An 11,356-nucleotide genomic window follows, 5' to 3' on the forward strand; every position below is an offset into this window, starting at 1 on the left:
TCACATTCAAGCGGCGTTTGCGCCGGGCATGTTACTCGGCGTGTGCGTAATCCACCTTGGCGCGGCGAGCGGTAGCCTTCTCCCAATCGCTGGTGCCCTCAAAGACATCCTGCTTGTAGGGATTGCGGCCGAGCTTCTTGGCGCGGTAGGCGATGTAGATGATCGCGGCGATGTTGGCGATCAGCGCGGCGATCGAGACCGCGGTGGCGGCGACGGGGTCGAGCGTGGAGTGGGTCACAAAGATGGACTCCTCCTGGAAGAACGGGAACACCTGGGCAAACATGCACCAAATGGCCAGCGTAAAGGCGCGGTTCTGAATCCAGCCGCCCTTGTTCCAGATAAAGGCGGCGACGGTGGGCGCCAGCAGCAGCGCAAAGCCGCAGAACCAGGAGTGGGTGGGCAGGCAGTTGTAGGTGTAGCAGAAGTTCCAGATATCGTAGGCGATGATGTAGACCCAGGTCATGTCGGGCCACAGCATGTCGGTCTTGTCCTCGGAGGCGTAGACGCTCCACCAACCGGTCATGCAGAAGATGTTGATGATACCGGCGATGCCGTTGAACACGTTGTTCCAGCCGGCAAGTTGCGTAGCACCTTCGGAGGTGACCCAAGTGGACTGGCCCAGGACAAAGAAGTGATAGGCGCTCTCAAAGTCGGACACGACGGCGATCATGATGTTGATGGCGACGATCACAAACGGCCACGCGCGGAACCAGTGTGCCTTGCCGATTTTGCCCCACTGATACTTAATGGCGATGAAGCCCCAGCAACCGGCCAACGCCGCGTAGACCTTGGCGTAGTGGAACCAGCTGTTCTGGTACACATGGGTGGGGTTGGTGAGCGCCCACTCGGCGCCCTGCGAAACGCCGATGGCGATGGCGACGCAGTAGATGGTCATGGCCAGCGGAGCCACGCCAAAGATGATTGCCGCGCCCAGCTTGGTGCGGCGGCCGACCTCGTTGAGCACGATCAGGCCGATAAAGACCATGGCCCAGCCGACCCAGTGGATAAGGGTATTGCTACCCCAAACATCGAACAGCATGCTGCTCTCCTTTCACGCGCCCGCGGCCCCTCTTCCGATCGCGGGCAGTTTGGCAAAATGTCGTCAGTTCTGGGGCTTGCGCTCGGGATACTTGGCGGTGTAGCCCTCGATGTGGAGCGTCGAGGCGATGATTTCCTTGACCGTCTCGTCGGGCACATCGGGGTGCGTGCGGATATACATCAACAGTCCCATGATGAGGGTGTAGAACGTCTCATAGACATGGTCGATGCGCAGGTCATGATGGGCGACAAAGTCCACCACGGTGGTGTCGCAAATGTATTGCGCCACGCGCTGGACCACGTTGTGCAGAAAGCCGCCGTAGAGCGCGCCGCTGCTCGAGGTAAGCGTGCTCGGCAACTCGTGGCCGCTCACGACCAGGCGCTTAAAGAGCGGAGCGACGGTGTCGAGTGCGCCTTCGATGTCACCAACCGTGCGGCTGGCGTTCCACTGCTCGAGCTCGGCGATAAAGCCGTCGATCGCCTCGTCCATAACGGCGGTGACGGCGGCGTCCATATCGGCAAAGTAGTGGTAGAACAATGAACGCGTGCAGCCGGCTCGCTTGGTCACGGCCGATACCGATAGGTGGGACACGCCCAGCTCGGAGCTTACGGTGCGCACGGCATCGAGGATCTCGCGACGGCGTTCGTCGCCCGTCAGGCGCTTTGCCGCACTATCGGATGCGGGGACGGCATCGACCACAGAGGTATCTGCTGTGTTGTTGCCCATGTTTTGCCGCCTTTCGTCCGTTTGAGCCCGACCGTTCACCTAACAGTCTTGAATATTGTTGACGGTTCGTCAATACTGTTTTTGACACAATGTCAACAATAACGGGTGAACGGCGTGGGGGCATGTCGAGCCCGTAAAAAGAGGGGCGCTGCGTGCCTGCCAGGCTGCGGCAAGAGAAGGGACAACCATGATTCTCAACGGACCGGGGATTAGCTACACCGAGCCCGACATCGGTTCGGAGTTCGTGCCGCCGCTGCCGGAGCATCCGCGCGAGGCAATCGTCAAGCTGTGCGAGCACTGCACCAACCGTCTGCTGCATCGCGACGAGCTGCTGGGCTACGAGTACTGGTCGTTTGCCGAGGCCGCAACCGACGAGCAGGCCGAAGTGCTCTGCAAGATGAAGATGCGCCGTCCCTATACGCTGCCCGAGATGGTCAAGCTCACCGGCATGCCCGAGGCCGATATCGAGAAGATGCTCGACGACATGAGCTACACGGGCCTGCTCGAGTACAACTGGGAAAACCCCGAGCGCGCCAAGCAGTGGGTGCTGCCCATGCTGGTGCCGGGCTCTGCCGAGTTCCTCAACATGCGCGTGAGCCAGCTCGAGGAACACCCGGTCTATGCCAAGTTCTTTGAGCAGGCGTCCAAGGGACCGCTGTCCAAGGCCACGCCGATGGTGCCGCCCGGTGGTGCCGGCATCGGCATGCATGTCATTCCGGTCGAGAAGGCCATCGATGCTGCGAGCACGTCGGTGCCGATCGAGCATATCGAGCATTGGCTCGACAAATACGAGGGTAAATATGCCGCCAGCACCTGCAGCTGCCGCGCGAGCCGTCGCGTGATGGGAGAGGGCTGCGCCGACGACCCGGCCGATTGGTGCATCGCCGTGGGCGATATGGCCGACTACGTGGTCGAGACCGACCGCGGTCATTACGTGACCCGCGAGGAGGTCTACGACATCCTGCGCCAGGCCGAGGACAACGGCTTTGTGCACCAGATCACCAACATCGACGGCGAGAACAAGATCTTCGCCATCTGCAACTGCAACGTCAACGTGTGCTACGCCCTGCGCACCTCGCAGCTGTTCAACACACCCAACCTGTCGCGCTCGGCCTATGTCGCCAAGGTCGAGAAGGACAAGTGCGTGGCCTGCGGTCGCTGCGTTGAGGTGTGCCCGGCTGGTGCAGCCAAGCTCGGCCAGAAGCTCTGCAGCAAAAAGGCCGGCGGACAGGTGCCCGAGTATCCGCGCCAGGAGCTGCCCGATGCCACCAAGTGGGACCACACCAAGTGGTCGCCCAACTACCGCAACGACAACCGCATCGAGACGCATGAGTCCGGCACCGCTCCCTGCAAGACGGCCTGCCCCGCGCACGTTGCCGTTCAGGGCTATTTGAAGCTCGCGGCGCAGGGTCGCTATGACGAGGCGCTCGCGCTCATCAAGCGCGAGAACCCGCTGCCCGCTATCTGCGGCCGTGTGTGCAACCGCCGCTGTGAGGATGCCTGCACCCGCGGTCGTGTGGACGCCGCCGTGGCTATCGACGAGGTCAAGAAGTTCATCGCCCAGCGCGATCTGGATGCCGCGACCCGCTATGTCCCACCTGTGGTGACCCCGACGCGTGCCGGCGGCTTCGACCAGAAGATCGCTATCATCGGTGCCGGTCCGGCCGGCCTGTCCTGCGCTTTCTACCTGGCCGAGAAGGGCTACAAGCCCGTCGTGTTCGAGAAAAACGAGCGCCCGGGCGGCATGCTCACCTATGGCATTCCTAGCTTTAAGCTGCAGAAGGACGTTATCGAGGCCGAGGTCGAGGTCATTCGCCTGATGGGTGCCGAGTTCCGCTATGGCGTGGAGGTCGGTCGCGACGTGACGCTCGACGAGTTGCGCGCGCAGGGCTTTAAGGCCTTCTACGTGGCTATAGGCTGCCAGGGCGGCCGCCTTGCCGGTATTCCGGGCGAGGACGCCGAGGACGTGACCGTGGCCGTCGACTTTTTGCGCGAGGTCAACAGCGGCAAGATCGATGCGCTGCCCGGCCGCACCATCGTGGTGGGCGGCGGCAACGTGGCCATCGACGTTGCCCGCAACGCCTGCCGTCTGGGTTCCGAGCACGTTGAGATGTTCTGCCTGGAGAGCGAGGCGCAGATGCCCGCCAGCGAGGAAGAGCGTCGCGAGGCCATCGAGGACGGCGCACACATCAGTTGCGGTTGGGGCCCCAAGGAGGTCCATCTGGACGAGGCCGGCCGTGTGTGCGGCATCACCTTTAAGCGCTGCACGCGCGTCTACGATGACGAGGGCCGTTTTGCGCCCGAGTACGACGAGAACGACCTGCGCCGCGTCGATGCCGACCGCGTGGTCATGTCCATCGGCCAGTCCATCGTGTGGGGCGACCTGCTGGCTGGCTCCAAGGTGGAGCTTGGCCGTGGTCAGGGCGCCCTTGCCGATCCCCAGACCTACCAGACCGCCGAACCCGACATCTTTGTGGGCGGCGACGTCTATACCGGTCCGAGCTTTGCCATCGATGCCATCGCCGCCGGTCACGAGGCCGCCGTGTCCATCCATCGCTTTGTGCAGCCGGGGTCCACGCTCACCATCGGCCGCAACCAGCGCCGCTACACCGCGCTTGACCGCGACGATGTCGTGATCGAGAGCTACGACAACGCGAGCCGCGAGGTTGCCCACGTGGACCACGAGCGCGAGAAGGCCGCGCCCTTCAGCGAGTACGTCGAGACCTTTACCGAAGAGCAGGTGCGCGCCGAGACCGCCCGTTGCCTTGGCTGCGGTGCCTCAATCGTCGACCCCAACAAGTGCATCGGCTGCGGCCTGTGCACCACCAAGTGCGCGTTCGATGCCATCCATCTGGATCGCGATCGCCCCGAGTGCTCCACGATGGTCAAATACGAGCAAAAGCTCCCGAGCCTTGGCAAGTATGCTTTAAAGCGTGCAATCAAAATCAAGTTCGGTCGTAAATAGGTAACCATGGCGGGTAAGGGGACGGCGCAGACTAGATTTCGCCGTCCCCTTGCTTTGAGTTTGCATCGCATCAACCGTTGTTGAAAGGTTTCTACCTTGCATGAATTGGGAATCGTTTATCACATTATTCGCGATGTTGAGAACGTGGCGCGCGCCAATGGCGTGCGTCGCGTTTCGAGCGTCACGCTGCTGCTGGGCGAGGTCTCGGGCGTCGTTCCCGACTTGCTGCTCGACGCTTGGCGCTGGGCGGCAGATAAAAAGTCCATCACGCAGGGCGCGGAGCTTATCGTGGAGCCCGTCGAGGCCGTGACGCATTGTGAGGCGTGCGGCCGCGACTATGCGACAGTCGAGCACGGCAAGACCTGCCCCCATTGCGGCAGTGGCGATACCTATTTGCTCCAGGGCCAAGAGGTCATGATCAAGCAGATTGAGACCCCCGACGAGGATCCGGCAGACGCTGCCCCCGGCGGCCCTTCTGACGCCCCCGACGCCGTCGACGCCGCTAACCCTCTCCACATCGTCTAGCCCCTAGTCGTTGGGGACGTTCTTGTTTGACTAGTCGTTTAAGAACGTCCCCAACGACTACTTGCGCTAGAGCATAAGTTATACAATTAGTCAAGTTATGTCTGTTTAAACAAAATAGCGGCACGCAGGCGCATTGGGATTAACCTAAAAGCGGCGTTAATGAACAGAGTGTCTGTATATATCTGTGAAAGTAATTGGGAAATCACGTTTTAGTAGGCAATGAGCTGTAAATCAGCAACGTAATCAATTTGTAACAAACTTAGACGTTTAAACAAATAATGCAACCGTTTGCGAATTTAGCTATAAATCCACAAGGCGAACAGGTATACTCCTTTATTGTCGTGTAGGAATTACGTAGACAAAAAGGAGGTTATGTGATGGTAAGTATTGTTCTTGCTAGCCATGGTGACTTGGCGGCTGGAATCAAGCAGACGGGCTCGATGGTCTTTGGCGATCAGCCGTCTGTAGCCGTGGTCTCGCTCGAGCCGAGCATGGGCCCCGACGACTTCCGAGCCAAGGTCGAGGAAGCAGTCGCTTCCTTCGAGGACCAGGAGCAGGTGCTCTTCCTCGTTGATCTGTGGGGCGGCACGCCCTTCAACCAGATCAGCGGTCTCATCGAGGGCCATGATTCCTGGGCTATCGTCACCGGTGTCAACCTGCCTATGCTCATCGAGGCATATTCGCAGCGCTTTGACGCAAAGAACACTGCACATGCGATCGCAAAACATCTCGTGACTGAGGCTAAGGCCGGCGTGCGCGTCAAGCCCGAGTCTCTGGAGCCCGAGGAGAAGAAGCCGGCTGCGGCCGCCGCTGCTCCTGCGGGTGCCATTCCTCCGGGAACGGTGATCGGCGACGGGCACATCAAGATCGCCCACGTCCGTATCGACACGCGTCTGCTGCATGGTCAGGTGGCCACCACGTGGACCAAGCAGATCAACCCCAACCGCATCATCGTGGTCTCCGACGGCGTTGCTCACGACGAGCTCCGCAAGACCATGATCGAGCAGGCTGCCCCTCCGGGAGTCCACGCCAACGTCGTGCCCATCAAGAAGATGGCCGAGGTCGTCAAGGACACGCGCTTTGGTGACACCAAGGCCATGCTGCTGTTCGAGAACCCGCAGGATCTGCTCAGGGCCATCGAGGCCGGCGTCGACATCAAGGAAGCCAACATCGGTTCCATGGCCCACTCCAAGGGCAAGGTCGTCGTCACCAACGCTGTCGCTATGGGCGATGACGATGTCAAGACCATCGAGGCTCTCAAGGCCAAGGGCGTCAAGTTCGAGGTCCGCAAGGTTCCTTCGGATGCCTCCGAGGATCTCGACGCCATGTTGAAGAAAGCTAAGGCCGAACTGGCCGCTCAAGCATAGTAAAGGAGGGTCCGATACATGTCTGCAATCACTATTCTGCTCGTTGCGATTGTCGCGTTGCTTGCCGGTATGGAAGGCATTCTGGATGAGTTCCAGTTCCATCAGCCGCTCGTGGCATGCACGCTTATCGGTCTCGTAACCGGTCACCTTCAGGAGGGCATCCTCCTGGGCGGTTCGCTCCAGATGATGGCCCTTGGCTGGGCTAACGTCGGCGCCGCCGTCGCGCCTGACGCCGCTCTGGCCTCGGTCGCATCTTCCATCATCATGGTGCTCGCCCTTAACGGTGGCGCCACCGATTCGGCCAAGGCCGTTACCGCCGCCATCGCCGTCGCCGTCCCGCTGTCGGTCGCTGGCCTGTTCCTGACCATGATCTGCCGTACCCTGGCTACCGCTATGGTTCACGGCATGGACGCCTGCGCCGAGAAGGGCGACTTCGCCGGCATCGAGCGTTGGCAGTACGCCGGCATCCTCATGCAGGGTGTTCGTATCGCCATCCCGGCAGTACTTCTGTGCATCATCCCGGCCGAGGCCGTTACCAACGCGCTTAACGCTATGCCCGATTGGCTGTCCGGCGGCATGGCTGTCGGCGGCGGCATGGTCGCTTCCGTCGGTTACGCCATGGTCATCAACATGATGGCCACCAAGGAGACCTGGCCGTTCTTCATCCTCGGCTTTGTCCTTGCTGCCATCCCTCAGCTCACGCTGATCGCCCTTGGCCTCATCGGCATCTCCCTTGCCCTCATCTACCTTGGCCTTAAGGATCTGGCCAAGCAGGGTGGCGGCATGGGCGGTGGCTCCGGTGACCCGCTCGGCGACATTCTGAACGATTACGAGTAGGAGGGGAGTGATACATATGGCAGAGAACAAGATTCAGCTCACCAAGGCTGACCGTAAGAAGGTTTGCTTCCGTCATCAGTTCCTTCAGGGCTCGTGGAACTACGAGCGTATGCAGAACGGCGGCTGGTGCTTCGCAATGATCCCTGCGATCAAGAAGCTCTACACCAGCAAGGATGACCAGATTGCCGCTCTTAAGCGCCACCTGGAGTTCTATAACACCCACCCCTATGTTTCCGCCCCCGTCATTGGCGTTACCCTCGCCCTCGAGGAGGAGCGCGCCAACGGTGCTCCGATTGACGACGTCGCCATTCAGGGCGTCAAGGTCGGTATGATGGGCCCGCTCGCCGGCGTCGGCGACCCCGCCTTCTGGTTCACCCTTCGCCCGATTCTGGGCGCACTGGGCGCTTCCCTGGCCCTGTCCGGCAGCATCGCCGGTCCGCTGCTGTTCTTCTTCGCGTGGAACATCATCCGTTACGCCTTCCTGTGGTACACGCAGGAGTTTGGCTACAAGGTCGGCTCCTCCATCGCCAAGGACCTCTCCGGCGGTCTGATGGGCAAGGTCACCGAGGGTGCTTCCATCCTGGGTATGTTCATCATCGGCGCCCTGGTCGAGCGCTGGGTGTCCATCTCCTTCACCCCGGTCGTCTCCAAGGTCACGCAGTCCGCTGGCGCCTATATCGACTGGGCCAACCTGCCCGCCGGTTCTGAGGGCATCAAGCAGGCATTGACGATGTACAGCTCTGTCGGTGCCAACGCACTCGACCCGGTGAAGGTCACCACGCTTCAGGCCAACCTCGATCAGCTCATCCCCGGCCTTGCCGCCGTGTGCCTGACCCTTCTGGTCTGCAAGCTCCTCAAGAAGAAGGTCAGCCCGATCGTCATCATCCTGGCTCTCTTCGCCGTCGGCATCATCGGTCGCGTCTGCGGCTTCATGTAAGCACGCTTCGGCTTAAGACCGAGAGTTGCTAGGCAAGGGCTTTTGAGCCATTGAAACGGACCGCACCCGGTGGGTACACTGGATGCGGTCCGATTGTTTTTATTGGAGGGCGAGGCGCGTATGGCGCAATCTCAGAACAGCACGGTCGATCTGGCAACGCCGGCAACCTGCCTGATGGGGCTTACCAGTCACGGTAACGTGATGGTGGGCAATAAGGCGTTTGAGTACTATAACGAGCGTAATCCCGAGGATTATATCCAAATCCCGTGGGACGAGGTCGACTATATTGCCGCCGAGGTTTTGCGCGGCACCAAGAAGATTACGCGTTTTGCCATCTTTACCAAAGAGAATGGCCACTTTACGTTTTCGACGCGCAATGACAAGGAAACGCTTCGCGCGGTGCGTAAGTACATTGACGAGGACAAGCTCGTTCGTTCGCCCGACTTTATCGATGTGACGGCCAAGGGCGCCAAGAGCATCCCCTCCGTCATCAAAAGCCTCTTCCATAAAGGCGACTAGTCGCCTGGGACGTTCTTAAACGACTAGTCATTAAAGAACGTCGCAGACGACTATCTCGAAGAGTGGCTATGCGCTGCATGGTAGTGGCGCAAATCTGCTACACTAGTACAACATGCCTCCGTAGCTCAGGGGATAGAGCACCGCTCTCCTAAAGCGGGTGTCGACGGTTCGAATCCGCCCGGGGGCACCAGAGGAATATCGAGCCCGGTACCGCTACGGTGCCGGGCTCTTCTGGTCTAAGGGCAGGATTCGGACCGTCGACACCCGCGTCACCAATTTCCCGCGGGGGGGGTTGAATTCGCCCGGGGGCACCAGAGATTGATCGAGCCCGGTACCACCACGGTGCCGGGCTCTTCTGGTTCATGCCATGTCAAAAACGAAGCGCCCGCTTGCTGGGGGAGCAAGCGGGCGCCTGTGAGCGAATATGTTTGCGGCGAGAGCCGTAATGAGCGGTTGGGTTGCGACTAGTTGGTCGTACCGGAATCGTCGCCCGTGCTCGTGCCTGAACCCGAACCCGAGCTAGAAAGTGCGACCGTCAGCGTAATCGTGCTGTCGGTGGATTGCTTACCGGTGGGGGAGACGCCCGTAACGGTGGCATTCTCGTTGCCGCTCACAGGGTTGCCGTTCTGGTCACAGAAGCTGATGTTGTAGAAACCGGCGTTGTTGAGCGCGGTGACGGCGGCGGAGATACTCTTGCCGTACAGGTTGCCCGGGACGCTGGCCTTGCCGGACTTCTTGGCGATGACGACGGTGATCGTGGCACCGGGCTTCTGCTTGCCGCTGGGGTTCCAGCTAATTACGGTACCCTCGGTAACCGAGTCGTTTTCCTGGTAGCTCACGTCGACGCCAAAGCCAGCCATGTCGAGAGCGTTGCGTGCCTGGGCCTCGGTCATGTCGGTCAGATCGGGCACCGAGGTGGTGTCCGGGCCGCTGGAGACCTTGTAGGAGATGGTTGTGCCCTTCTCGACCTCCTTGCCGGCAGCAGTGCTCTGTTCAAAGACCTGGCCCTCTTCGGCCTCGTTGGCTTCTTCCGAAGCGCTGCCCTTCAGGCCCACACTTGCCAGTGCGGCCTCGGCTTGGTCCTTGGTCAGGCCGATGAGCTGCGGAACCTCAACCTTCTCGGAGGGCTTAGGGCCCTTGGAGATTACCAGGTTCACCCTCGTGCCCTTGGCCTTCTTGGTGTTGCCGTTGGGGGTCTGCTCGGCGACCTTTCCCTCGTCGACATCGTCGTTGTAGCTCTGGTCGACGGAGCCAACCTCAAGGCCGGCTTTCTTGATCAGCTCAATAGCGGTTTCCTGGTCCTTGCCCAGCACGTCGGGCACCGTGACCTGTTCGCCACTGAACATGCCCGTGGCAAAGGCCACTACAATGCCAATCACGGCGACGGCGGCAATCACGGCGGCGATGATCTTGTTCTTGTTGGACTTAGGCTTCTCAGCCTCGTAGGAGCCCGTGGAGCCCGAGGCAGCACTGCGGGCGGTATTCTGACCGCTCACGCCCGAGACGGGACGAACCATAGCGCGCGTTGAGTCGGAAAGCTCGCGGGTCTTGGTGGCACCCAAGTCGCCGGCGGCACCGATGACGCGCGTGGGCTCCGAGACGTTGACAGCACGGCCGGACAGATAGCTGTTGAGCACCTGACGCAGCTCGTCGGCTGTCTGGAAGCGGTTTGCCGGGTCCTTCTCCATGCACTTGAGGATGATGCGCTCCAGGTCGGCATCGACGCCGGAGTTGATCTGGCTCGGCGGGATGGGGAGCTCGTTGACCTGCTTGAGCGCGACCGAGATGGCGTCATCGCCGTCAAAGGGTACGCGGCCGGTGGCGCACTCGTACATGACGACACCCAGCGAGTAGATATCCGAGGTGGGACCGAGGTCCTGGCCGCGGGTCTGCTCGGGGCTTACATAGTGGGCGGTGCCCAGCACATTGTTGTCCTGCGTGAGATGACTGTTCTTGGCGCGTGCGATGCCAAAATCCATTACCTTGATGTTGCCGTCGGGCAGCACCATGATGTTTTGCGGCTTAATGTCGCGGTGGATGATCTCGTGCTTGTGTGCGACCGAAAGCGCGGAGCTGATCTGCGAGCCGATCTGCGCGACCTTCTTGGGATCGAGGGCGCCGTGGCTCTTGATGCCGCTCTTAAGGTCGGTACCGCGCAGGTACTCCATGACGATGTAATAGGTGTCGCCGTCCTTGCCCCAGTCGTAGACGCCCACGATATAGGGGGAGGACAGGCCGGCAGCTGCCTGGGCTTCCTGCTTAAAGCGAGCGGCGAAGGTGGCGTCGCCGGCATACTGCGGCAGCATGATCTTGACGGCAACCGTGCGGTCGAGGACCTGATCCTGTGCGCGGTAGACGGTCGCCATACCGCCCGTTCCCACCTTATCCTTGAGGAGGTATCTTCCCCCGAGGACCCTCTGTTCCATTCCTGCTCCTAACAT

Annotated in this window: 9 protein-coding genes and 1 tRNA gene; 7 read left to right on the top strand and 3 right to left on the bottom strand. The window is 60.7% G+C overall.

Translation table 11 applies throughout. The annotated features are described in order from the left end of the window. Window positions 1-31: 31 nt before the first annotated feature. The gene (locus DXB86_RS08035) at window positions 32-1,039 is read right to left on the bottom strand and encodes a DUF5692 family protein (protein WP_117736760.1); all 1,008 of its coding nucleotides are present in this window, start codon (window positions 1,037-1,039) and stop codon (window positions 32-34) included. A 63-nt stretch (window positions 1,040-1,102) separates the two neighbouring features. Further along, complete coding sequence (locus tag DXB86_RS08040) at window positions 1,103-1,765, bottom strand: TetR/AcrR family transcriptional regulator (protein WP_117736761.1); 663 nt, start codon at window positions 1,763-1,765, stop codon at window positions 1,103-1,105. A gap of 187 nt (window positions 1,766-1,952) precedes the next feature. Here DXB86_RS08040 and DXB86_RS08045 point away from each other — a divergent pair, with 187 nt between their 5' ends. The 7 genes from DXB86_RS08045 (at window position 1,953) to DXB86_RS08075 (ending at window position 9,105) form a co-directional block, all read left to right on the top strand. Beyond that, on the top strand, window positions 1,953-4,730 hold the full coding sequence (locus DXB86_RS08045; protein WP_199411024.1) for an FAD-dependent oxidoreductase: 2,778 nt from the start codon (window positions 1,953-1,955) through the stop codon (window positions 4,728-4,730). Between the two features lie 96 nt (window positions 4,731-4,826). Next, complete coding sequence (locus tag DXB86_RS08050) at window positions 4,827-5,255, top strand: hydrogenase maturation nickel metallochaperone HypA (protein WP_117736762.1); 429 nt, start codon at window positions 4,827-4,829, stop codon at window positions 5,253-5,255. A 377-nt stretch (window positions 5,256-5,632) separates the two neighbouring features. Beyond that, a complete protein-coding gene (locus DXB86_RS08055; protein WP_117736763.1) occupies window positions 5,633-6,622 on the top strand; it encodes a PTS sugar transporter subunit IIB in 990 nt (329 codons plus the stop codon). Window positions 6,623-6,640: 18 nt separating this feature from the next. Then, window positions 6,641-7,459: a PTS mannose/fructose/sorbose transporter subunit IIC gene (locus DXB86_RS08060; RefSeq protein ID WP_089573274.1), complete on the top strand. Its 819-nt coding sequence runs from the start codon at window positions 6,641-6,643 to the stop codon at window positions 7,457-7,459. A 16-nt stretch (window positions 7,460-7,475) separates the two neighbouring features. Then, window positions 7,476-8,396, top strand: a complete 921-nt coding sequence (locus DXB86_RS08065; RefSeq protein WP_117564942.1) for a PTS system mannose/fructose/sorbose family transporter subunit IID — start codon at window positions 7,476-7,478, stop codon at window positions 8,394-8,396. A 120-nt stretch (window positions 8,397-8,516) separates the two neighbouring features. Next, the gene (locus DXB86_RS08070; protein ID WP_117736764.1) at window positions 8,517-8,915 is read left to right on the top strand and encodes a DUF956 family protein; all 399 of its coding nucleotides are present in this window, start codon (window positions 8,517-8,519) and stop codon (window positions 8,913-8,915) included. Window positions 8,916-9,029: 114 nt separating this feature from the next. Continuing rightward, a tRNA-Arg gene (locus DXB86_RS08075) sits at window positions 9,030-9,105 on the top strand. A 274-nt stretch (window positions 9,106-9,379) separates the two neighbouring features. Here the strand turns inward: DXB86_RS08075 and pknB are convergent. Beyond that, entirely contained in the window at window positions 9,380-11,341 is a 1,962-nt protein-coding gene (pknB, locus tag DXB86_RS08080; RefSeq protein WP_117736765.1) for a Stk1 family PASTA domain-containing Ser/Thr kinase, read from the bottom strand. Window positions 11,342-11,356: the final 15 nt, after the last annotated feature.

This window comes from Collinsella sp. OM06-18AC (genome assembly GCF_003438785.1).
Taxonomy (GTDB): domain Bacteria; phylum Actinomycetota; class Coriobacteriia; order Coriobacteriales; family Coriobacteriaceae; genus Collinsella.